Origin of the sequence: Enterococcus aquimarinus (assembly GCF_001885765.1) — a bacterium.
GTDB classification, from domain to species: domain Bacteria; phylum Bacillota; class Bacilli; order Lactobacillales; family Enterococcaceae; genus Enterococcus_I; species Enterococcus_I aquimarinus.
Genome location: NZ_JXKD01000002.1, coordinates 222,005 through 246,424, shown reverse-complemented (window position 1 = coordinate 246,424; position 24,420 = coordinate 222,005). Strand labels below are relative to the sequence as shown.

20 protein-coding genes and 1 pseudogene are annotated in these 24,420 nt (G+C 39.4%); 17 read left to right on the top strand and 4 right to left on the bottom strand.

From position 1 onward, the window contains the following. The first annotated feature begins 243 nt into the window (after positions 1-243). The 10 genes from RU93_RS02910 (at position 244) to recQ (ending at position 11,325) form a co-directional block, all read left to right on the top strand. Complete coding sequence (locus RU93_RS02910) at positions 244-1,920, top strand: formate--tetrahydrofolate ligase (protein ID WP_071874114.1); 1,677 nt, start codon at positions 244-246, stop codon at positions 1,918-1,920. A 73-nt stretch (positions 1,921-1,993) separates the two neighbouring features. After that, positions 1,994-2,647 carry an SGNH/GDSL hydrolase family protein gene (locus RU93_RS02905; protein ID WP_071874113.1) on the top strand — a complete coding sequence of 218 codons (654 nt, stop codon included), beginning with the start codon at positions 1,994-1,996 and terminating at the stop codon, positions 2,645-2,647. A 17-nt stretch (positions 2,648-2,664) separates the two neighbouring features. Beyond that, positions 2,665-3,081 (top strand): GNAT family N-acetyltransferase, encoded by a 417-nt coding sequence (locus RU93_RS02900; protein WP_071874112.1) that lies wholly within the window; start codon positions 2,665-2,667, stop codon positions 3,079-3,081. A gap of 217 nt (positions 3,082-3,298) precedes the next feature. Beyond that, positions 3,299-4,141: a PRD domain-containing protein gene (locus RU93_RS02895; RefSeq protein WP_071874111.1), complete on the top strand. Its 843-nt coding sequence runs from the start codon at positions 3,299-3,301 to the stop codon at positions 4,139-4,141. Beyond that, positions 4,135-4,806, top strand: coding sequence for an N-acetylmannosamine-6-phosphate 2-epimerase (locus RU93_RS02890; protein ID WP_071874110.1), 672 nt, complete (start codon positions 4,135-4,137; stop codon positions 4,804-4,806). Before RU93_RS02895 ends, RU93_RS02890 begins: the two co-directional genes overlap by 7 nt. Before the next feature lie 2 nt (positions 4,807-4,808). Continuing rightward, entirely contained in the window at positions 4,809-6,317 is a 1,509-nt protein-coding gene (locus tag RU93_RS02885; RefSeq protein WP_071874109.1) for a PTS transporter subunit EIIC, read from the top strand. Positions 6,318-6,331: 14 nt separating this feature from the next. Further along, a complete protein-coding gene (locus RU93_RS02880) occupies positions 6,332-6,796 on the top strand; it encodes a PTS sugar transporter subunit IIA (protein ID WP_071874108.1) in 465 nt (154 codons plus the stop codon). 289 nt (positions 6,797-7,085) lie between these two features. Continuing rightward, complete coding sequence (locus RU93_RS02875) at positions 7,086-7,484, top strand: hypothetical protein (protein WP_071874107.1); 399 nt, start codon at positions 7,086-7,088, stop codon at positions 7,482-7,484. 128 nt (positions 7,485-7,612) lie between these two features. Then, positions 7,613-9,538 (top strand): fructose-1,6-bisphosphatase, encoded by a 1,926-nt coding sequence (locus RU93_RS02870; protein WP_071874106.1) that lies wholly within the window; start codon positions 7,613-7,615, stop codon positions 9,536-9,538. Positions 9,539-9,552: 14 nt separating this feature from the next. Continuing rightward, positions 9,553-11,325: a DNA helicase RecQ gene (gene recQ / locus RU93_RS02865; RefSeq protein WP_245785359.1), complete on the top strand. Its 1,773-nt coding sequence runs from the start codon at positions 9,553-9,555 to the stop codon at positions 11,323-11,325. A gap of 45 nt (positions 11,326-11,370) precedes the next feature. Here recQ and RU93_RS02860 read toward each other — a convergent pair whose 3' ends face one another. Continuing rightward, a complete protein-coding gene (locus tag RU93_RS02860) occupies positions 11,371-12,369 on the bottom strand; it encodes a LacI family DNA-binding transcriptional regulator (RefSeq protein WP_071874105.1) in 999 nt (332 codons plus the stop codon). Between the two features lie 226 nt (positions 12,370-12,595). Here RU93_RS02860 and ganS point away from each other — a divergent pair, with 226 nt between their 5' ends. From ganS to RU93_RS02840, 4 genes are all read left to right on the top strand, one after another. Continuing rightward, positions 12,596-13,864 (top strand): galactooligosaccharide ABC transporter substrate-binding protein GanS, encoded by a 1,269-nt coding sequence (ganS, locus tag RU93_RS02855; RefSeq protein WP_071874104.1) that lies wholly within the window; start codon positions 12,596-12,598, stop codon positions 13,862-13,864. A 65-nt stretch (positions 13,865-13,929) separates the two neighbouring features. Further along, positions 13,930-15,210: a sugar ABC transporter permease gene (gene ganP / locus RU93_RS02850; protein WP_071874103.1), complete on the top strand. Its 1,281-nt coding sequence runs from the start codon at positions 13,930-13,932 to the stop codon at positions 15,208-15,210. Position 15,211: 1 nt separating this feature from the next. After that, complete coding sequence (gene ganQ, locus RU93_RS02845; protein WP_281246331.1) at positions 15,212-16,072, top strand: galactooligosaccharide ABC transporter permease GanQ; 861 nt, start codon at positions 15,212-15,214, stop codon at positions 16,070-16,072. A 7-nt stretch (positions 16,073-16,079) separates the two neighbouring features. Next, complete coding sequence (locus RU93_RS02840; protein WP_071874102.1) at positions 16,080-18,119, top strand: beta-galactosidase; 2,040 nt, start codon at positions 16,080-16,082, stop codon at positions 18,117-18,119. Between the two features lie 50 nt (positions 18,120-18,169). Here RU93_RS02840 and RU93_RS02835 read toward each other — a convergent pair whose 3' ends face one another. The 3 genes from RU93_RS02835 to RU93_RS02825 are packed head-to-tail and all read right to left on the bottom strand — an operon-like array spanning position 18,170 to position 21,281. After that, the gene (locus tag RU93_RS02835; RefSeq protein WP_071874101.1) at positions 18,170-18,721 is read right to left on the bottom strand and encodes a beta-class carbonic anhydrase; all 552 of its coding nucleotides are present in this window, start codon (positions 18,719-18,721) and stop codon (positions 18,170-18,172) included. A gap of 57 nt (positions 18,722-18,778) precedes the next feature. Beyond that, positions 18,779-19,585, bottom strand: a complete 807-nt coding sequence (locus RU93_RS02830) for a YoaK family protein (protein WP_071874100.1) — start codon at positions 19,583-19,585, stop codon at positions 18,779-18,781. Between the two features lie 40 nt (positions 19,586-19,625). Then, the gene (locus tag RU93_RS02825; protein ID WP_071874099.1) at positions 19,626-21,281 is read right to left on the bottom strand and encodes a PucR family transcriptional regulator ligand-binding domain-containing protein; all 1,656 of its coding nucleotides are present in this window, start codon (positions 21,279-21,281) and stop codon (positions 19,626-19,628) included. A gap of 396 nt (positions 21,282-21,677) precedes the next feature. Between RU93_RS02825 and RU93_RS02820 the strand changes: the two genes are divergently transcribed. From RU93_RS02820 to RU93_RS12240, 3 genes and pseudogenes are all read left to right on the top strand, one after another. Then, the gene (locus RU93_RS02820; protein WP_071874098.1) at positions 21,678-22,811 is read left to right on the top strand and encodes an ankyrin repeat domain-containing protein; all 1,134 of its coding nucleotides are present in this window, start codon (positions 21,678-21,680) and stop codon (positions 22,809-22,811) included. 1,144 nt (positions 22,812-23,955) lie between these two features. After that, a complete protein-coding gene (locus RU93_RS12340) occupies positions 23,956-24,087 on the top strand; it encodes a hypothetical protein (protein WP_273229879.1) in 132 nt (43 codons plus the stop codon). Positions 24,088-24,108: 21 nt separating this feature from the next. Further along, a pseudogene (locus RU93_RS12240) lies at positions 24,109-24,420 on the top strand (nucleoside deaminase); the annotation flags it as partial.

The window sequence follows — 24,420 nt, the reverse complement described above, 5'->3', positions numbered from 1 at the left end:
GAGTAAGTGCGCTTTGTATGCGAATAAAATGAAGCATAGGAGAGTAAATTTCCTGAAAAAATGAAAAAAATGCTAGAAATTGTTCGTTTTTTAGGTGATAATAGAGCGTGTAATGATCGAATTATCCTTTGGTAGATATGAAATACGGATTATATCGCCTCTAAGTAGGATTGCTGAAAATGGAATGATGAATCGAAATGAAAAAATAACGTTGAGAACATTGTGGAAGGAAATGAAAAGAAAATGACATTTTTAACAGATATGGAGATTGCGAGTCAGTCTGAGATGCTTCCGATCAAAGACGTCGCGCATGCTTTAGATTTACATGAGGATGATTATGATTTATATGGTAAATATAAAGCGAAATTAAATGCTTTTGAATTAGAAAAAATGCAAGATCGTCCCGATGGTAAACTGATTTTAGTGACGGCAATTACGCCGACACCCGCTGGAGAAGGAAAAACGACGACTTCTGTCGGTTTATCAGATGGTCTATCAAAAATCGGGAAAAAGCCGATGTTGGCGTTAAGAGAACCGTCATTAGGTCCTGTTTTTGGGATGAAAGGTGGCGCAGCAGGCGGTGGTTACGCACAAGTAGTTCCAATGGAAGACATTAATTTGCATTTTACAGGCGATTTTCATGCGATTAGTGCGGCGAATAATTTATTAGCTGCGTTGTTAGATAATCATATTCATCATGGAAATGCCTTACAAATTGATAGTCGCCGGATTACATGGAAACGCGTCGTAGATATGAACGATCGTCAGTTACGCCATATTGTGAGTGGTCTCCATGGGAAAGTCAATGGTGTTCCACGAGAAGACGGTTTTGATATTACCGTTGCGTCTGAAATTATGGCCATTCTTTGTTTGGCTAATGGCATTGTTGATTTAAAGGAAAAAATCCGTCAAATTATTGTCGGCTACAATTATCAGGGAGAACCTGTCACAGCCGGCGACTTAAAGGCAGAAGGGGCCTTAACAGCGCTATTGAAAGAAGCGATTCATCCGAATTTAGTGCAAACGTTGGAGCATACACCAGCCTTAATTCATGGGGGACCATTTGCGAATATCGCGCACGGGTGTAATAGTGTGCTCGCAACCAAAATGGCACTGAAATATGCGGACTATACGGTGACGGAAGCCGGATTTGGGGCTGATTTAGGCGCGGAAAAATTCATTGATATTAAGTGTCGTCTGGCAGACATCAAACCCGATGCTGTCGTGTTAGTGGCAACCATTCGAGCATTAAAAATGCATGGTGGGGTCGGCAAAGCTGAACTAGAACCAGAAAATGTGGCAGCGGTCTTAGCAGGACTCCCAAACTTAGAAAAACACTTAGCGAATATGCAAGAGGTCTTTGGGCTACCGGTTGTGGTAGCCATTAATAAATTCCCGACAGATACGGCGGCGGAATTAAAAGCCGTAGAAGAGGCGTGTCAAGAACGTGGCGTAGAAGTCGTGCTTTCAGAAGTTTGGGAAAAAGGTGGCGATGGCGCGATTGCACTGGCTGAAAAGGTCGTTGAATTAGCCGAACGTCCGAATACCTTCCGTTTTGCCTATGAGTTAGAAGATTCGATTGAAGAGAAATTAACGAAAATTGTGCAAAAAGTGTATGGAGGTGCGCAAGTAACTTTAACACCGGGCGCTAGAAGAGAACTATTAGAATTGGAGCGATTAGGTTTTGCCCAGTATCCAATTTGTATGGCTAAAACGCAGTATTCACTGTCCGATAATCCGACACTTATTGGCGCACCGAAAGATTTCACAGTGACGATTCGTCAATTGAAAGTTTCTGCCGGTGCTGGTTTCATCGTGGCGTTAACGGGCGATATCATGACGATGCCAGGATTACCTAAGTCACCTGCTGCTGAACGGATTGATGTGGATGCACAAGGGGTGGTATCAGGATTATTTTAATCAATAAATGAGCAAGTAGTGGCGCCAGAGGTTCTTTCTTTGGCGCTGCTTCACTAGGAAAGGATTGAAGACAATGCAACTCAAGAAACAATCTAAAATCGTCTTTATTGGCGATTCTGTTACGGATACTGGACGCGATTATCAAGCGTCTCCCGGTAGTTTTAATAGTTTAGGTGAAGGCTATGTGGCGGTGATTTCAGCGGCTTTAACTGCCCTGTATCCAGCACATGAAATCATGGTGATTAATCAAGGACTGAATGGTCATAAAGTGACGGATTTACAGGCGCGTTGGCAGTCTGATGTGCTCGCATTCGCACCTGATTATGTCTCGATTTTAATTGGCATTAATGATGTTTGGCGTTTCTTTGATCAATCGTTTCAACAACCGACTGATTTAGTGGATGAAGAATTGTTTACCCAAACCTATCAAGCGCTAATTGATCAAACGAAAGAGCAAGTAAAAGGGATTTATCTCCTGAGTCCTTTTATGTTCGAAAAAAGTCAAGAAGATCCGATGTTACAGAAATTAAAGAAATATCAAGCGATTGTAAAAAAACTCGCCGAGCAAAATCAATTGATTTATATTGATATTCAGCAAGCCATCGATGATTATTTAGCGATTCAATCAAGCTATATTTTATCCAGTGATCGGGTTCACCCGAATCGGAATGGCCATTTCTTAGTCGCAAACCAGTGGCTAGAGGCAGTGGGTTTTAAACAAGAGTAAAAAAAGGAGTGGTGACGATGGAAATACAAGAAGTCGATGCCCAAATGTTGGGCCAATGTTTGGAGAAGATTTTTGATCAACAGACCTTAGAGGCGGGTTTACCAAAAGTAAAGGATCAAGTTATCGCGCTTGCAGCACTAGAAGGCGGTCAAATCATCGGAGGAATTGTCGCGAAACAAACGCATGAATCGATTTACGTTCAATTATTAGCCGTCGATGACAACTATCGTGGAAAACGAGTGGGGAGTCAATTGTTAGAAGCAATCGAAACCTATGCCCGACAACGCGCCATCATTCAGTTAACACTGACCACTAAAAGTTATCAAGCGCTGGGTTTTTATCAAAAAAAAGGGTTTGACATTTTTGGTGAATTAGCCGATATGCCTATGCGTGGTGTGACCAAATACTATTTAAACAAGCGATTACAGGCATGAATCGTGAGAGGGACTAGACTGTTTTTGATGAGAAAAGTTTTTATTTGACAATGCAACCGTTTTATTTTATAGTACTATCTATAGCGTGCAACTGTACACCTTTTGGGTATAGGCATTAGCTTACGAAGAAACCGTAAGCCGAAGTCTGTCTTGGAAAGGGAAAACAGTTGTTTTTTTATTGCCAATTTTTCGGGGAAACGTTAGAAAGGAGGAAAATATGAAAACATTCGAGGTATTAAAAGTGTTAAACCACAATGTTTTATTAGGAGTGAATCAGGGCAAAGAATATATATTAACAGGCAAAGGGATTGGGTTTCAGATGAAACCAGGATTGTTTGTTAACGAAGAGAAAATTAGTAATTTTCATCTTATTCAAGATTCACAAAAATTATCAGATTATGAAAAAATGGTGTTAGATACTCCAGGACAGATTTTACTAGCGACAGAAAAAGCGATTATTTTAGCAGAAGAACGATTACAGACGAAATTCGATCAAACGATTCATTTATCATTGCTCGATCATATTCGTTTTGCGGTTTATCGTTTAGAACATCAAATTGAAGTGCGCAGCTTTTTAACAGAAGAATACCATTTTATGTATGCTGAACTGTATGATATTGCGACTCAAATGGTGAAACAAATCAACGAGACAATCGGGGTGACGTTACCAGATTCAGAAGTCGGTGCCATTATTTTACATTTACATGCAGCATTAAATAAAGAAAAAGTCTCGCAAACAGCGATTTATGCCAAAGTGATTGAATTTTCTTTAATCTTTTTACAAGAAAAATTAGGCGCACAAATTGCAAACAATCATTTAGCCAAAGCACGATTGATTACCCATTTGAAATTTGCGTTAAAGCGTTCGGAAAGTAAAAAGGAATTAGCCAATCCTTTGGCCGATGTCATCAAAAAACAGTATCCAGAAATTTTTCAAATCGCGGAGCAATTAGCGCAAGAAATTCAAGCGAATTTTTTCATCCCATTTTCCCAGTCGGAGATTAGTTACATTGCCCTGCATCTGTATCATTTACAAGGAGAGGAGAAAACAGAATGTTAGATCAAATTAAAGGCAAACTCGTGATTTCTTGCCAAGCATTACCCGGAGAACCACTCCATAGTCCCATGATTATGGGACGCATGGCATTAGCTGCTAAAAACGCGGGGGCAGCCGGCATTCGCGCACAAGGCGTAGAAGATATTATTGAAATTAAGCAGGTGACTGGTCTACCGGTGATCGGCATTATTAAACGAAACTATCCGGACAGTGAGGTCTTTATTACGGCGACCAAAAAAGAAGTCCAAGAATTACTAGCAACGGATTGCGAGATGATCGCTCTTGACGCGACAATTCGTCCGCGTCCAAATGGGGAGTTGTTACAAGATCTCTTAGATCAAATTCATGCTGCGAATCGTTTAGCAATGGCGGATTGTTCTACCGCAGAAGAAGCGAAAATCGCAGAAGAAATGGGTTTTGATTGTGTTTCGACGACGTTAGCCGGGTATACCAGTTATTCTACCCAAACGTCAGGACCTGATGTTGAATTAGTCAAACAGTTAGTCAAAGACTGTCAAATTCCAGTCATTGCGGAAGGAAAAATTCATACCCCAGAACAACTAAAAGAAATCATGGATTTAGGCGTGTATAGTGCGGTTGTCGGTGGTGCGATTACGCGACCACAAGAAATTGCCCAACGCTTTATTGCGAAATTAGAGGAGGAATAATCATGTTTCAACGATTACAAAAAATAGGAAAATCATTTATGTTACCCATCGCAATTTTACCTGCAGCGGGGCTTTTGCTTGGAATCGGGGGTGCGCTATCTAATCCGACCACGATTCAAGCGTATCCATTCTTAGATGTCGCTTTTTTACAAGGACTCTTTCAAGTCATGGCAGCAGCCGGCGAAGTTGTCTTTAGTAATCTTGCCTTGCTCCTTTCGATGGGGCTTGCGGCTGGCTTAGCTAAACGCGATAAAGCAACCGCAGTACTCGCTTCTGTTGTTGGTTTCTTAGTAATGAATGCGACGATTCAAGCGCTACTTGCCATTTTTAGTGCGGAAGATGCGCCATTAATTGACACAGGTGTCATTGGAGCGATTGTTATTGGGAGTGTAGCGGTCTATTTACACAATCGTTATTACAATATTCAATTACCTCAATTTTTAGGGTTCTTTGGAGGTTCGCGTTTTGTCCCAATCGTGACGTCATTTGCAGCGATTTTTGTAGGCGCACTCTTTTACTTAGTGTGGCCACCATTTCAACAAGTATTGGTGTCTTTAGGTGAAACGATTGCGAAAATGGGTCCTTTAGGTAGTTTCTTCTATGGTTTCTTAATGCGTTTAAGTGGTGCTGCAGGGTTACACCATATGATTTATCCAATGTTTTGGTTTACGGAACTCGGTGGAGTTGAAACTGTAGCTGGCGAAACCGTCGTTGGGGCACAGAAAATCTTCTTTGCGCAATTAGCTGATCCAAATCATGTTGGACTCTTTACAGAAGGCACACGCTTTTTCTCTGGTCGTTTTGCAACGATGATGTTTGGTCTTCCAGGAGCAGCCTTAGCGATGTATCATGTTGTTCCTAAAGAACGAGCGAAGAAATACGCAGGTCTCTTTTTCGGTGTTGCGCTAACTTCTTTCATTACGGGAATTACAGAACCGCTAGAATTTATGTTCTTATTCGTGTCACCAATTTTATACGTCATTCATTCATTACTAGACGGCTTATCGTTCTTTATTGCGGACTTGTTGAATATCTCCATTGGGAATACGTTCTCTGGTGGTGCGATTGACTTTACGTTGTTTGGTATTTTACAAGGTCAAGAAAAAACGCATTGGATGTACGTGATTCCTGTAGGGATTGTCTTCTTTATCTTATATTATGTTATTTTTAGAGCGTTTATCGTGAAATTTAACGTGCCAACACCAGGACGCTTTGACGATGAAACGGAAGAAGAGAGTGCACCACAAGTAACGACAAAAGATTCATTGAAGGAAGAGTCTCTTCAAATCATTGAATTACTCGGTGGCGAAGACAATATTCAAGATGTTGACGCATGTATTACGCGTTTACGTGTGAGTGTGGCAGATGCATCAAAAGTCAATCGTGATGGGTTGAAAAAATTAGGCGCTGCTGATGTGTTAATGGTTGGTGGTGGCATCCAAGCGATTTTTGGAGCGAAAGCGATTATTTATAAAAATAGTATTATTGAGATCTTAAATATGGATGAATAAAGGAGGAAATGATCTTGTTTGGATTAAAAAGAAAAGAAACGTATGTTGCTTTTATGGCAGGAAAAGTATTGCCGCTAGAAATGGTGAAAGATCCCGTTTTTTCTAAAAAAATAATGGGCGATGGGTTTGCGATTGAACCGACGAATGGCGAAGTAGTCGCACCTTGTGATGGCGAAATCGTGACTGTTTTTCCAACCGGCCATGCCTACGGGTTAAGAGAAAAAAATGGTCGTGAGATTCTGATTCATTTGGGGATTGATACGGTTGAGCTAAAAGGAAAAGGGTTTAAACCTTTTGTGACAGAAGGACAAAAAGTCAAAGCCGGTGATCGTTTAGCTGAGATGGATTTAGAGTTAGTGAAAGAAGCGGGTAAATTCACAACGTCAATGCTACTCTTTACGACTGGTGAACAAGTGGAAGTCTTAAAAGAAAATCAAGTTGTTGAAATCAACGAAAAAGCGGTTATTCAGGTAAAATAATAATAGGTTCAATAAAGAAGAAGGGAGATCGATTCCCTTCTTTTTTATTAGACTCGTCATTTGAAGATTAACTAACGCCTCACAGATATTCATATGGTTAAGGGCTAACCGAGTTTATAAAGGGTTTTTATTTCATTTTTCTTAAAAGATGAGGTATAATTTAATTATTGGAGTACGGTAACCAAAGATTATATCGTTCTCCACTGCTTTATAGTTGTCAAAAGTCTTACAGGTATTCTTATTTTTATGGTATGAGTCGTTAAAAAGTAAAAACAAGGAGGAAGAAAGTATGACAGATGTAGCAGCACGCGAAGAAAAGTTAATCAGAGAAATTGAAAAGGAAATGGATAAACTGGATCAGACGTTAGCCAAAATGGATGAAACTGACAGTAAAATCAAGCATTTCATCGAGCAAGAAAAAGCCCTTCACGAAATCAGAACAATTATTCGTAAGGAGCACAAACTTGAAAAATTAGAAGAAAAAGATGCACAACACGAAATTGATGCTGTGGTGAATGAGTTAGAAAGAGAAGAGTCACTGATTAACGGGATCAATAAAGAAGTTGAAAAATTAGATAAAACATTAAGTAAAATTGACGGTGATGAAAACCGTGTGAAGAGCTATTTTGAACAGAAAAAAGCCCTACATGAAATTAGAGAAATTGTAAAAAAAGTCAATAAACTATAAGAAACATCGGAATCCAAAAGTCGCCTTGTTTAAATAAAGGGCGGCTTTTTACTTTTGTCTGGTCGAACCTATACACCGCTTAATGGATTTGCTATATTAGATAGAACGAAGGCAGAGGGGGCAAGTGAATGAAGGAGAAATATTATCAGTTGTTGAAAGAAAAGTTTGCGGAAAAAGAAGATGTTCTAACGGAAATCATTAATTTAGAAGCGATATTACGATTGCCAAAAGGAACCGAGCATTTTGTCAGTGACGTGCACGGCGAATATGAAGCATTCAATCATGTCTTACGCAATGGCTCAGGAAGTGTTAGAGGCAAAGTGGAAGAATGTTTTAAGCATGAGACACAGGTGGATATTACGGATTTATGTACCCTTATTTATTACCCAAAAGAAAAAATTATTTTAGAAAAAAGTCGGATTGGTGCGAAGGCGTCGCTACATCAGTGGTATTATGAAAAAATTCTACAACTCGTTCAAGTGACCGACTACGCAGGTAAAAAATATACGCGCTCTAAAATGCACAAAGCATTTCCGAAAGAATTTGCGTATATTATGGAAGAGTTATTAAATGGACTGGATACAAAAAGCGATAAACAAGATTATTATACGTCGATTGTCGAAAAAATTGTGGCGTTAAATCAAGCGCCTCGGCTTATTCAAGCATTGGCTGAAACCATTCAAAGACTCGTCGTTGATCATTTGCATGTCGTAGGCGATATCTATGACAGAGGCCCCCAGCCTGATGCGATTATGGAACGCTTGATTGGCCTGCATTCGGTGGATATTCAGTGGGGCAACCATGATATTATTTGGTTAGCTGCGATGGGTGGTTCTTTACCCGCACTCGTCAATTTAATTCGCATCCAAGCGCGTTATGGCAACTTAGCCATTTTAGAAAAAAGTTATGGCATTCATTTACGTCCGTTAATTGAATACAGCCAACAATATTACACCGTGCAACCTCATTTTAATCCCGTGATGGATGAAGCCGACGAGGTCTCTTTACGGGAGCAAGAAATTTGCAATCAAGTCCAACAAGCCTGTGCCATTTTACAATTTAAATTAGAAGGTCAGTTAATTCATCGCCGACCAGAATTTCAAATGGCTCATCGACTCGTATTAGAAAAAATTGATTATAACGCGCAAACGATTGAACTGCACGGCCGCACGTATCCATTAGAACAATTCCAAGCACCTACGATTGATCCGTCATCCCCTTGCCAATTAACGAATGAAGAAACGTGCTTGTTGCACCAATTATTGACAAGTTATCAAGATTCTGAAAAATTGAAGCGGCATATGGATTTCTTATATGAAAAAGGACAAATGTATTTGTGCTATAACAATAATTTATTGCTACATGGGTGTGTCCCGTTACACGATAATGGCGATTTTAAGTCCTTACGCATCGATAATCACAGTTATGCAGGGAAAGCGTTACTCGATTTTTATCAAGAACAAGTCGAAAAATGCTACGCCAAGCCAAAAGTAACAGATGACTTTGCGACGGATTTAATGTGGTATTTATGGGCCGGTGAAAATTCTTCCTTATTCGGTAAAAAAGCGATGACCACTTTTGAACGCTATTATATCACCGATAAAAAAAGTCATATAGAAGAAAAAAATGCCTATTATTCTTTACGCAATGAGGAAAAAATTTGTGAAGAAATTTTAGTTTCTTTCGGCTTACCAAAGACTGGACATATTATTAACGGCCATACTCCCGTCAAAGAAAAACAAGGAGAAAGCCCGATGAAGGCGAATAAACGAATGTTGGTAATCGACGGTGGTTTTGCTAAAGCTTACCAAAAGAAAACAGGTATCGCAGGCTATACGCTACTCTCCAATAGTTATGGCATGTTACTGGCTGCTCATCAACCGTTTACGTCCATTGAAGATGCCGTCGAAAATGGGACGGATATCGTTTCTGTTTTACGAGTCGTCGAACAAGTTGATAGTCGCAAAAAAGTGGCTGAAACGAATATTGGGGAAAAACTCAAACAAGAGAGTGAAGATTTGTTATACTTGTATCAGAACTTTGATCGATTTTAATCGATGCTTTTCAAGTGTTAAAGGAGGCCATTCGTATTAATAAGCAACAATTACTCGCAGAAAAATTTGGTTACGCGGAGTTTCGCCCCGGACAAGAAACCATTATTGATAAAATATTAAACCATGAGAACGTGTTAGGGATCATGCCAACTGGTGGAGGGAAGTCGGTTTGTTATCAACTCCCTTCGTTAATGCTAGACGGCTTGACCTTAGTGATTTCTCCTTTGATCTCGTTAATGAAAGATCAAGTCGATCAGCTGAATGAGATGGGGATTCCCGCAACGTATATCAATAGTACGTTAACCCAAGAAGAAACAAATCAACGTTTCCGTCAAGTTGGACAAGGCGAGATCAAGCTGTTATATGTTGCGCCGGAGCGTTTAGCGAGTTTTGATTTTCAAGAAATGCTACGTTACGTTGATTTAAGTTTACTTGCCGTCGATGAGGCGCATTGTATTTCACAGTGGGGTCATGATTTTCGTCCTAGTTACTTAAAAGTGGCTGAAACGATTCAACAGTTTGACCAAAAACCACCGATTGTCGCCTTGACTGCCACCGCAACGCCTCAAGTAGCCCAAGATATTTGTCACCGACTCGGGATTCCAGCTGAGAATGAAGTCACAACAGGTTTTGCACGCGAAAATTTATCGTTTCAAGTTGCTAAAAATCAAAAAGACGTCTATCTCTTAGAATACTTACGCTTAAATAAAGACCAGTCAGGAATTATTTATGCAAGTACGCGTAAAGAAGTCGACCGGCTCTATCATTTACTACAACACCAACAGATAAAAGTCGGACGCTACCATGCAGGGCTCAGTGAAGCAGAGCGTTCAAGCAATCAAGAGGACTTTTTATTTGATCGTCTGCAAGTGATTGTCGCAACGAATGCGTTCGGGATGGGGATTAATAAAAGTAATGTGCGCTTTGTGATTCATGCCCAAATGCCTGGAAATATCGAATCGTATTACCAAGAAGCAGGCCGAGCCGGACGCGATGGTTTACCGAGTGAAGCCATCTTACTTTATGGCGCCCAAGATATTCAAATCCAACAATTTTTTATTGAACAATCGGAATCGGATATTACGTACCGCCAAAGCGAGCACGTCAAACTGCAAGAAATGAATCAATATGCCCATACTCAAATGTGTTTACAACGCTACATTTTACGTTATTTCGGTGAAAAAGATCCTCAAGATTGCGGACAATGTAGTAATTGTCTTGATGAACGGGAAGTCGTCGATATTACCGTTGAAACACAAAAAGTCTTGTCGTGTGTCAAACGGATGAATCAGCGTTTTGGGAAATCGTTAGTTGCCAAAGTTTTAATGGGCTCAAGCGATCAAAAAGTCAAACAATGGCGCTTTGAGCAATTGCCGACTTATGGCTTAATGAAAGGTTGGACCCAAAAAGATTTAGTAGGGCTAATCGATTATTTAACGGCTGAAGGGTATCTCACACCTTCAGAAGGCCAGTTTCCGACATTATCTATTTCAGAAAAAGGGATCCAAGTACTCTTAGGTCAAGCGACGGTTTCACGTAAGCAAAATATCGTCAAACAAATTGTAGCGGACGATGCTCTTTTTGAAAAATTACGGACGCTGCGTTTAGAAATCGCGCAGGAACAACAGTTACCACCGTATATCATTTTTTCTGATCAGACCTTAAAAGAATTAGCAGAAAAACAACCTCAAAGTACCTTAGAATTTCTTGAAATCAAAGGGGTTGGCCAAAATAAATTAGAGAAATATGGTGCAGCCTTTTTAGCATTATTAAAGCATGAAAAATAAACCAAAAAACTTCGAACCCTTTCAGATCAGGGTTCGAAGTTTTTTTTACTTCACAGAAAAGCTTTTTCGTTCAATCAATTTGGCACCGACTAAGACGGTTTTGGTGATGTCGCGCGGATAAATCAATTGATTGACTAACATATCAATCGCCGTTTGTGCCAATTCTTCCACATCAATCCGGAAAGTCGTTAATGGCGGCGAAACAAATTTCGCAATTTCGTTGTCATTAATACTAATCAGTTCTAGTCGATCGGGAATCACAATCCCTGCTTCATTGAAAGCTTGTAAGGCACCGACCGCAATCGTGTCTGAAGCAATAAAAATACATTCCGGTAACTGACCATCGAGGTTTTGAATCATTGATTTCGTTAATTCATAGCCTTGGTTGACGGTAAATTTGCCACCTGAAACAATATAGCGTTCATCGAGTGTGCCTTTTTTGGCTAAGTAGTGGCGAAAAGTGGTTTCACGTGTATCTTCCTCATCGCGATCAAGGTCAGGATTGTGATAGGCTCCGCCGATAAATCCAATTTTGTGATAGCCTTTTTGCAAAAACAAGTCAATCGCATGACGGGTCATTTGATCGGTATCGGGTTTGATGGTATCAAATAGTTCAGGTTCTAAATTCATTTCTAAGAAGACACCATTACTACAACGCGCTTTCAGTTGTTTCGTTTCCTCACTTGAAAAAAAACCAACGCCGATAAAACCTGAAATCTGTTTCGGTAAGCTCTCGATGCCATCTTCATGTTTAAGGGTTACAATATCCAAATTATTTTCTTGCGCATATTTTTCGATGGATAAACGTAATTGATGAAAGTACAAATCTTGCAGTTCTTCTTGATTTGTGATCCAAAAAAGCAACGCAATTTTCTCAATCGTTGTTTTGATTTTAGAACGGTCATAGCCTAACGAAAGGGCGGTATTAATAATCGTTTTTCTCGTTTCTTCGCCAACGGATAATGTACTATCACCTTTCAACAAGCGGGAGACGGTTGCTTGCGAAAACCCTGCTTCTTCTGCGATTTTTTTTATGGTCACCATAATATCACCTCGCAACTAGTATAGCGTATATATCGATTTTAGTAAATAAATTTACTTAAAATTATTTTTAGGGTAAAAAGCTTGGTATAGAGCGATTAACAGCTGTTTTCAACACTGATTCAGTTAAAAAAATTAATATTTTTGGTAAAAATCATTTACAAATTAGATAAATTAATTTACTATATAGGTGTAGATAGCGTTTTCAATAAAAGGAGGAGCATTTATTATGAAAAAATTAGTTCAATGTTTATTTTTTAGTACGTTAGCATTTGGTTTGGCAGCATGTGGTCCCGGAGAAGCGGAAACAGGCACCCAAACAAGTAGCAAGAAAAATAATAATGAAGAGTACGATTTACTTGTCTGGGAAGATCAAGATAAGAAAGCGGGTATTGAAGAAGCCGTTAAGAAATTTGAAGAAGAAAACGACGTAACAATTAAAGTCGTTGAAAAAGCACTTGCAGGTCAAATTGAAGACTTACGTTTAGACGGACCAGCAGGAACTGGGGCTGACGTGATTACGATCCCAGGAGACCAAATCGGAACAGCTGTAACAGAAGGATTATTAGCACCGTTAGATGTGAGCGATGCCGTAAAAGAATTGTACACACAATCTGCCATGCAATCACAAATCGTCGATGGTGTCGTTTATGGATTACCAAAAGCAGTGGAAACACAAATTTTATACTATAACAAAGCCTTAATCTCAGAAGAAGAATTACCAAAATCAACCGATGAATGGTTAGAGTATTCAAAAGGCGTTCTGACAAAAGATTCGTATGGGTTATTGGCATTATGGGATCAATTGTACTATGCCCAAGGGGTGATGAGTGCTTACGGTGGTTATGTTTTCGGACAAGATGCTGAAGGAAATTACCAAGCAGACGATATCGGCTTGGCGAGTCCTGGTGCGATTGAAGGAGCAGAATACATCCAAGAATTTTATAAATCTGGCGTTTTCCCAACCGGTATCATCGGCGAACAAGGAATTAACGTATTAGATTCTTTATTTACAGAAGGCAAAGCAGCAGCAGTTATTTCTGGTCCGTGGAATCTTGCGCCTTATAAAGATGCGGGAATTGACTATGGTGTCACAGAATTACCTCTTTTAAGTAACGGCGAACATATGGGGTCATTTATCGGCGTGAAAAGCTATAATGTCAGCAGTTATTCTAAAAACACCGAACTTGCTCAACAATTTGTAGAATATATTGCGAATGCTGAAAATTCCGCTGTACGTTATGAGAAAACATTAGAAGTACCAGCAGTGGCTTCTTTATCAGAAGATCCAATCATTCAAGAAAGCCCAAGTGCGTTAGCTGTTTCTGTTCAATCACAGCATGCAGTGTTAACACCAGGAATTACCGCAATGAACTCTGTATGGGAACCTGTTGATGCGGCATTACAAACGATCGCAACTGGTAAAGGCGTACCAAGTGAAGTCTTACCGCAAGCAGTCGATCAGATCAAAGCAGCAGTTGCAGCGACTGGAAACTAAGCGGATAGGAATCAAGGAAAAGGCGGCGCTTTTGCCGTCTTTTTAAAATAAAAGGAGGGTGCTTTATGGAGAGCACGATTAAAAATGGCATCTCTCATGCCAAGAAAGCGGCATTGTTATCGATTATTCCCGGAATAGGTCAATTTTATAATCGACAAAAGATTAAAGGTTGCTTATTTCTAGGTCTATCCATTTTATATGTATTTGTTTTTGCGGATTTATTCAATATGGGATTTTGGGGACTCTTTACCTTAGGAACCGAAGTACCCCGTGATAATTCGATTTTCTTACTGGCAGAAGGATTAGTAGCACTCATTATCCTGACTTTTGGGTTGTTTTTTTACTATCTTAATTTACGTGACGCGTATAAAAATGGCGAAATGATTGACCAACATCTACGAGTCAACTCAATTAAAGAAAGTTACCATGCATTACTTGCGGAAGGCTATCCGTATTTACTCAGTAGTCCGGCCTTTATTTTACTTGTCTTTTCAGTTATCTTTCCAATCTTATTCAGTATCGCGTTGGCCTTTACCAATTATGACTTATACCACTCTGCACCAGCGAATTTAGCCGATTGGGTTGGCTTAGAGACCTTCAAGCAAATCTTTACGGTCGATATTTGGCGGGCGACATTTATTAATGTATTTGGTTGGACGGTTGTTTGGACACTAGTCGCTTCGACGCTCCAAGTCAGTCTCGGAATTTTATTGGCCGTTGTCGTTCATCAGAAAAAAATTCGTTTCAAAAAGTTTTTCCGCACGATGCTTGTGTTACCGTGGGCGGTTCCAGGTTTTGTCACGATCTTAATTTTTGGTGGTATGTTCAATGATAGTTTTGGAGCGATCAATAATTCAATCTTAAATTTCTTCCATATTGCGCCAATTCCTTGGATGACCGATGCCAATTGGACAAGACTTGCGTTACTGATGATTCAAGCATGGCTTGGGTTTCCTTATATTTTTATTGTGACGACCGGTACGCTACAGTCGATTCCCGATGATTTATATGAAGCATCAACCATTGATGGCGCAACTGCCTTACAACAATTCAGAAAAATTACTTTACCATTATTACTCTATGCAATGGCACCGATTTTGATTACGCAATACACGTTTAACTTTAATAACTTTAATATTATTTACTTATTTAATGGTGGTGGACCGGCTGTGCCTGGCTCGACTGCCGGTGGAACGGATATTTTAGTATCGTGGATTTACAAATTAACGATGCAAAACAGTCAATACGCGCTCGCTGCGGCTCTGACGATTTTACTTTCAGTTTTCGTAATCGGGATTGCGCTGTGGCAATTTAGACGAACAAATGCCTTTAAGGAGGTCGCTTAAGATGCAGACGAAAATGAAAAGTATGAAGTCGCAAACACGGATGAAAATGACGTTCTCTTACTTATTACTCATCTTGATGGTGATCGTCATCGTCTATCCGTTACTATGGACGATTGGGGCTAGTTTTAATCCCGGTAATAGTTTAGTGAGTACGAGTTTAATTCCGGCGAATCCAACATTATCGCATTATCGCCGATTATTTGCCAATGAAGGCAGTTTATTTTACGGCCAGTGGTATTGGAATTCCCTCAAAATTAGTTTCTTTACCATGGTACTATCGTTAGTTTTTGTTTCAATGACGGCCTATTCCTTCTCACGCTTTCGTTTTAAAGGGAGAAAAAATGGCTTAGTTTTATTCTTACTGTTGCAAATGATTCCACAATTTTCAGCGTTGATTGCGATTTTTGTGCTCGCACAAATGTTAGGTTTAATTAACAGTCACGCACTCTTAATTTTAATTTACGTGGGCGGTCAAATCCCGATGAATACCTACTTACTGAAAGGGTACTTCGATTCCATTCCACTCGACTTAGATGAAAGTGCGAAAATTGATGGGGCCAGCAACACACGTATTTTCTTACAAATTATATTACCACTCTCTAGACCGATGTTAGCGGTCGTTGCGATGAATGGCTTTACTGGACCACTAGGTGACTTTGCGCTATCTTCCGTTTTACTACGGAATCCAGAGTATTACACGTTACCTATCGGCTTATACAAATTAGTCACTGACAAAATGGGCGCAAGTTATACAACTTTTGCGGCGGGTGCGATTTTAATCAGTATTCCGATAGCGCTTGTTTTCTTAGCGTTACAAAAACATTTTGTGTCCGGTTTAACGGCGGGTGGAACGAAAGGATAAGATAAAAATGACACGTTACAATTCAGAAAATCGTTTATTACATGGAGGGGATTACAATCCCGATCAATGGTTAGACTATCCTGAAATTTTAGCAAAAGATCTTGAGTTGATGCAAAAGTCTAAATCCAATACCTTTTCGATTGGAATGTTTGCTTGGAGTCAATTAGAACCAACAGAAGGCGACTATCACTTTGAATGGTTGGATAAAATCATGGATGACATCTATGAAATGGGTGGCAATGTGATTTTAGCGACGCCAAGTGGAGCCCGTCCTGCCTGGTTGTCTAAAAAATATCCAGAAGTCTTACGGACGAATGAACGACGGGAAAAAATGTTGCAAGGCGGCCGTCACAATCATTGTTTTTCTTCGCCTGTTTTCCGTGAAAAAATCGGCATCATGAATCGAAAACTAGTGGAACGTTATGGCAATCATCCGGCATTATATATGTGGCATATTTCGAATGAGTATTCAGGTGAGTGTCACTGCGAATATTGTCAAGAAAACTTCCGTCAATGGTTACAAAAGAAATACCCAACCTTGAAAGACTTAAATGATGCTTGGTGGGGACCATTTTGGAGTCATGCCTACTCTGATTGGTCAGAGATTGAATCGCCTTCTAGTATTGGGGAAACGATGGTTCATGGACATAATTTAGATTGGCGTCGTTTTGTGACCGATCAAACCATTGATTTTTATGAGCATGAAATTAAAGACATTCGCCAATTGACACCGGAAATTCCAATTACCACCAATTTTATGGCAGATACGCATGATCTAATTCCCTTTCAAAGTTTAGACTACGGAAAATTTGCCAAACACGTCGATGTGATTAGTTGGGACTGTTATCCTGCGTGGCATAACGATTGGGAAACAACGGCGGATTTAGCGAGTAAAGTGGGATTCATTAATGATCAATATCGCAGTATCAAACAACAACCATTCTTAATTATGGAATCAACGCCAAGTGGGGTCAATTGGCATGAAGTCAATAAAGTGAAACGACCCGGCATGCATTTATTATCTTCCATGCAATTTATCGCGCATGGTTCAGATAGTAATTTATATTTCCAGTGGCGTAAATCACGTGGTTCTTCTGAGAAGTTCCATGGGGCCGTCGTCGATCATGATAATAGTGAAGACAACCGTGTATTTAAAGAAGTTACGCGGGTGGGTGAGGCACTCGAAAAGATCAAAGCAGTAAAAGGTAGTTATAAAAAAGCCAAAGTCGCGATTATTTATGATTGGGAAAACAATTGGGCGCTCAATGATGCACAGGGCTTTTCGAATGCATCCAAACGTTATCCGCAAACGTTACAAGAACATTATCGCTATTTCTGGAATCATGATATTGCGGTAGAAGTGATTACGTCAGAGGCTGATTTTTCGAAGTATGAGTTAATCATTGGACCCATGATGTATTTAATGACAGAAGACGTGATGAAACGCTTAAGTACGTATGTCCAACAAGGGGGAACTTTTGTTTCAACTTATATCACAGGTTACGTCAACGAAAATGATCTGACTTATTTAGGTGGTTGGCCGCAACCGTTACGCGAGCTGTTTGGGATTAAGGTAACAGAAACCGATACGCTTTATCCGAAAGATCGCAATGCGGTCCACTATGCTGATCAGTCTTTTGAAGCAAAAGACTATTGTAGCCTTTTTGAACTTGAAGGGGCGGATGTCCTCGGAACCTATACCGAAGATTTTTATGCAGGGAAACCGGCGATTACGCGTAATCAATACGGACAAGGGGCAGCGTACTTTATTGGCGCACGGACGAATCTGGACTTCCTAGAGCGTTTTTATGGCGAACTAGCAAAAGCCAAAGACTTAGAAAATGCGTGGGTCATCAAAGGGGATCCAGATGTATCCGTTCAGTCGCGTGATTTTGAGGATCAATCTTATCGTTTCGTCATGAATTTCTCAGAAGAAACGAAAGAAATTCAAGTCGCAACAGCAGGTGTAGATTTAATAACACGTACGGCTCATCCAACGACATTGACGTTAGCACCGTATGAAGTCTTACTCTTAGAAGAAAACTAAAAAAGTGGATCTCCAATTTGGGGGATCCACTTTTTTTAGGCTGTCTCATTTTAGCAGACAGGGCGTAATTCACCGGTACTTGGATTAATGACAAAGCCACGGACTTCCACATCTTTAGCAATTAGTGGATGGTTGACGACGGACGCCACCGTTTTAGCCACTGATTCTTCGACATTGGCAAAACCTTCTAACCAACGAGCCGTGTCAAAATCATCGCTGTCAAAGGTTTCAAAAGCTTCTTTGGTAATGCCGCGTTCTTTCATCGTTTCAATTAAAGGAGAGTTATCGACATTACTCATCCCACAGTGATCGTGACCGATAATCATCACTTGCTTAATATCAAAAGCATAGATCGAAACGACGAGACTACGAATCGTAGAACCCACGGGACTGGTGATCATCCCACCGGCATTTTTGATGATTTTCGCATCACCATTTTTAATGCCGAGCGCGGCGGGTAGTAGTTCTGTCAAGCGACTATCCATACAAGTTAAAATCGCTAATTTTTTATTAGGATTACTATCCGTTTGGTAAGGGATATATTCTTTATTTGCCACGAAGGCCTCATTGTGCTTTAGGATTTCGTCAAAAACATGTGTCATATTCATTTCTCCTCGTCTGCAATATTTAGAAGTAACTTTTAATTAAAGAGTCTCTCTTTATCGAAAGTCTGGCTGCTTCTTGTTTAACATTATAATAATAACAATCACCAAAAGTAAAATGATTAAGACTAAGCCAAGGAGAGTTTGTGTTGGAATGTTCGGTTGTAGGATTCCGGCTAAAAACGCACCAGAGACGGCGACGACCCAAATCACTAAATCAAGGAGCGGAGCACTCCATGGTTTGTTTTTTTGCATGGCTTGAGAAATATCCGTCCCGAGCGAATGTAAGACGCCTGAAAAAAAAGTCCGACCAATGATTTTATCGTCGACTCGAATATGCATCGTATTTTGCAGTCCCATGGCGATTGTTAACGGTAGATAAGACCATTCATCTTTGATATCCAGAAAAATCATCATAAAACTAATAAAAATCAAGAACGTTTCAGTTGTTAATATGGCTAACAGGACTTCTCCTGGAAAACGACTTTTGACCACATCGCCTAAAAAAGCCCCAAATACGAAACTGGCGATTAAAAAGATATAAGGAAGTGCTTGAATAAACTCGCCTTCTGCTAAATAAAAAGCCAAGCGAGTGGAGTTGCCGCTCATAAATGAGAGGAACATTTTACCGATACCAAATAATCCTAAAATATCGATAAACCCTGATAAGGCGCTGAGAAATAAGGCTAAAATAATTTTATGATGACGATTCATTCGATTTTCGATGGTAAAACGCTCCTTTAATCCGAGAAATTCAATAGCTTCTTCTATCATAAATTGTTTCACGTGAAAATCATAGCGTTTCATGAATATTTTAGTTGCTAATAGCTTGTATAAGAGATTTTTACGTGTTATTTGACGCACGGAGCCCTCGTTTAGAATAAAGAACGGTAGTATCGTCACACTACCGTTCTTTTTGATATTCTTCTAATAGTTTTATCGCCAGTTGTAAACTTAAAATGACGCGTGGATTGTCAAGGGGATAACCAAGGAGACCTTCTATTTTTTCAATCCGATAGCGCAACGTATTTCGGTGGATAAACAAATCTCTCGAGGCCGTGGCTAAATTAAGTTGGTGGTTTAAATAGACGGTTAGGGTTTCAAGCAAGTACGCATGACTTCCCGATTCCCAAGTTAAAAGCGGTGATAAATAATGCTCGATAAAAACCTCTGCTGCTTCCGGTTGGATATTTTGACGTAAAAACAATTCGAAATAAAAATCTCTCGCAAAATAAATCTGACTTTTCTGTGTTTCTTGATAGGCTAAAATTTGTTTCGCTTCTCGATAACTTTCTTTAATATTCTCGATTGCTTGTTTGGTTCCGATATAGAAATTCATAAATGAGTCTTTCGGTAAATCTGCGAGTAAGTATTGGTGAAAGGCTTCAAAAAATTCTACTTCTAATAGATGTTCATTTGGTCGATTCGCTTGTTTTCGGCCGACGAGACCAATAATGGCTTGACCTTGTTTAAATAGATGAATCACTGGAAACAGGGGATGTTGAAAGAACGTAGCTGCCGCAAAAGTTTTTCGAATCATCCGTTCTTCTTCGTATTTTTGTTGCACAAGACTTTGCTCTTTATGGTTGGCAATCTGAAAATCAATGATAAAAACAGTATAAGGAATATCATAATCAAATTCAATATTAAAGGTATTGAGCTCTTCAATCGAATGAGTACCAAAAAGAAGTTCTCGATAAAAATCACGTAAGACTTTATTTTGGATCCGTTCTTTTTCATTTTGATGAACGATTTCTAAGGCAATCGTAATCGATGTCTGTTCAAGTGCGAGATAGTCTTGGCGTGTTAAAGCTTTGTTTTTTTGAAAGACAATCATATACCCATACGTAATGTCATTAAAAAAAACGGGGAGAATCGTGCCACTTGTTTGGTCATTTAGTAAAAAATTGGAAGGGTGCTTAGAATGATGGAAGTTTTCCGGTAAATGCTTAAATGATTCTTTATCAAATATTTGGTGATGCTGTTGCTGCTTTAAGTAGGGCGTGAATACTGCATCAATCGTTTTGGTTAACACGCTCCAATCGCCATTCGTAATTAAAATCGGATTCCCTAACAAACGTTCTAATTTTCCCTTTAATTCCTCGATTCCTTTTCCTTGTAACCCATATTCAAGTAATTCAGAGTTTAAGTCTAAGGCCATTTGATTGGCCTCATTGACTTCATTTGAAAGTAAATTCATCACCGTATTCAAAATTTTGGAAAAAGCCACCCCGTATGGAATTTCAATTAGAGGAATCCCGCGTTGATTACATTCCTCGAGCAATGCACTGGGTAAGGGGGTTAAATAAATTTGTGGTTTAATACAAATGGCTGCGATATTTAAGCGGTCAAAGTGGGCTAAAAAATTCGCCATCGCACTGGGTGTTTCTTTAAAAAAATAGCCGGAAGTCAAAATTAATTCTCCAGGAGTCAACCAATCAGTCGCATTGGGATTGTCTAAAATATTTATCCCTGTAATTTGATTGATCAGCCCGTTTTCACCCGCGAGTAATTTAAATTCTTTCGTAAAAGGTAATTGTAAAAAAGTGGTCACGTCCATGATAAACCTCCATGATTAGTTATTGGTTAAAGTGTCCCAAAATATGAATCGCTTTTTAAGTATATCATCCATAGTAATAGGGTTGCAAAAAACGTATACTAAGAGAGTAGTTGAGAGTTAAAAAAAAGAGTAACAATCATGACAAGCAATGACCCTATAGTTTTTTTCGTCCAACAATCGTATTAAGATTTTTAAATAAAATCTATATAGGAGTGTTTTGTCGCGTCTTTGAGCATACCACTAATCTTGTGCTAAAGAAACAATTTTCTTGATGATTAACAATCGGAGATATGCAGGTATTGGTGTAATCAGCGCGAGAATACCTTATCCATCACATAAGGTATTTACAACGGAAATTATCGCTTTTAGTAAAAAATATAAGTAAGGTGTGACATGATGCATAAAACAGAAACGATTTTTGACATACTCAATCAGAAATCACAAAAAGCGATTTTAACACAACTTGCTGCCGTGAAGGAGTGGGATTTAGACCTTGTGAACGAACAAGGTCAATCCCCGTTACACGTAGCGGTTATGAAGAATCAGCGTGCGGTTGTAGCGTGTTTGTTAGGGAAAGGCTATTCTCCAAGTCAACGAGATCAAACACAATTGTCGCCTTTTATTGCCGCTGCAGCCAATGGTTTTGACGGGGTTTTTGAACTTATTCTTTCATTTTCACCAGATCTCAAACAAGTCAATCGATTCGGTGGGACCGCTTTGCATCCGTCAGCTGAAAAAGGCTTTATCTCTGTCGTACAAAAAGCATTAGCCGCTGGTGTCCCAGCAGACGAAAAAAATCGCTTGAGCTGGACGCCTCTTTTAGAAGCAGTTATTTTAGGAAATGAAGGCTTTTTGTATCGTGATATGGTCTTGGAACTCGTCCAAGCAAGCGCAAATCCTCAGGTAACCGATGATTATGGTCTCGATTCGATTGCATATGCCAAACAATTAAACCATACGACCATCGAACAACTCTTGCGCCATCCATTGTTGGAAGATGAATTCACGGCGATTCGGCAGTCGTTACGACAAGGGAAAAATAACGAGGCCCTTGCGCAATTAAGTCAGTTACCAAGTAATTTAGAAACCACGTATTATTTAGGACGCACGTATGAACAACTAGGCGATGAAGAAAGTGCGACATACTATTACGAAAAAGGCTTCGAGACGTCAGCAGAATTTGCCTATTACTTAGCGAACCTCGCCAAAAAACAAGGCGACCATGCAAAAGCACAGTCTTATTTTGAACAAGGGATCCAGTCGAAAGATACGACATTCTACTTATATCACTATTCGAATTACTTACGTGAAGTAGGGAAACACGAAGAGGCTATCCAAGTGATGGATCGTTTATTAGAAAAAAATCCGGAACGGGTTGATTATATGTTCCATAAAGCAAATAGTTTGCGAAGCATCGCGCAACATCAAGCAGCGTATGCCGTCATGGAAGAGGCGCATCGCATTCAACCAAATAATTCACTTTATACAGAACACATGGCACAATCCAAGCGATTATTGGAAAAAATGTAGGGATAAGAAAGTAAAAAGTAAGAGATCCGACAATAATTATCTACTCACGAACACTAGAGATTGTTTTCTCTCTGTTTTCTGAGGAACTCCGTCCGAAAACGGTGTAAAATGCGACTGATGGATCGGTAAATTTTGGCTCTTTAACAACTAGGGTTTGTACCATCTTAAACGAATTTTTAGAATTGCGTCACGAGGAGACTGACTCATAAGTAGTTTTATTAGTCGAAAATGACAGTTTATAAAAATAGGAAACGCATCAAATCAACATTCTTGAGAATGGATTTGATGCGCTTTTCTTTATTTTTGGACTTATGAGTCAGCCTCTTTTTTTATGTGTCTTTTTATTGTTCATTTTTTGTATGTTTGATTTCTTTTTCTTTTCGAAGTATTTACCACGATTGATAAAAATTCTGATTTTGAAGTGAATGAAGTTTCTAAAGCCATAAGTCGTTCGTTTTAATACTTTAATATGGTAGTTTGTCGTGCCTCAACAGGGCCATTTAAGTAAGGAAGTTGGAAGGTAAGGAGGATTTCCTTTACTAACGCATTGATTGTTTTCCATACTATATTTGATACAACAATCAGGCGTGTAAGAAAGCGTGGTATGGAAAACATGACACGTTTCTTCTTTAATAAATTCCTTGGTATAAAGATTTTTTTCTTTTTCGCCTTGAAAAATGATAGTAAAGTCTAGAATATCTAGCATGGTTCTGATAAAATGAAGTTCGAGCATCTTGAGTTCCCCCTTGGATTTGTTTTAGACGACTTAATTCTAGGGGATTCAAGATGTTTTTTCAATACACACAAATAATGCGGGTAAATTTCTACCAACACTAGAAAGTATCGAATCGAAATTTACAACTCTTTAGATAGGTTTTGTCCATAATAAAAAAGGGACTATAAACTTACGCGAAATAGATTCGTCTAAAAAAGTCGATGTGGAGTGTGTTTATAATCCATTAGCAGTAATTGTCTTCATCATAAGATTATTACTTCCAATGGTAGACGTGTTTTTTCTAGGAATCGTATTTTTAAATAATATTGCGTTCGTCTCAGCATCAATCAGTGTATTTGTTTTATATATCATTATAATTTTGGCGAAACAGCAACAAGAATAGTGAAGTGTTTGGTATTGTGTAATCACATGAATAACTATTTTGACTGGGCTGCTAAAGCGATAGTAACAGAAGAGAAACGTCAAGCTGTCGGTTTATTGGGGACAGCGCTTGTTCGTCATAACGAAGTGATTGTAGCGATGAACCACACGAGGATGTGACGCGGGGATACCGATCCGTCTGCACATGCGGAAATGGTCGTTGTCCGTGAAGCGTGTAAAAAATTAGGGACCATGGATTTATCCGATTGTGAAGTGTATGCAACGTGTGAACCTTGTCCGATGTGTGTCGGTGTGATGATGTGGGCGAATATTAAAAAAGTCTACTATAGTAGTACACGCGCTGACGCTGCGGCCCATGGATTTTCGGAAATGCACTTACGTGACTATTTAGCTGGAACGGATCAAAATGCTTTTGCAATGGAAGCAATCGGTCCAAGAGAAGATTGCGATCAGTTATGGGAAGTCTTTGAAGCGCTAAACCCAGAAGCTTAA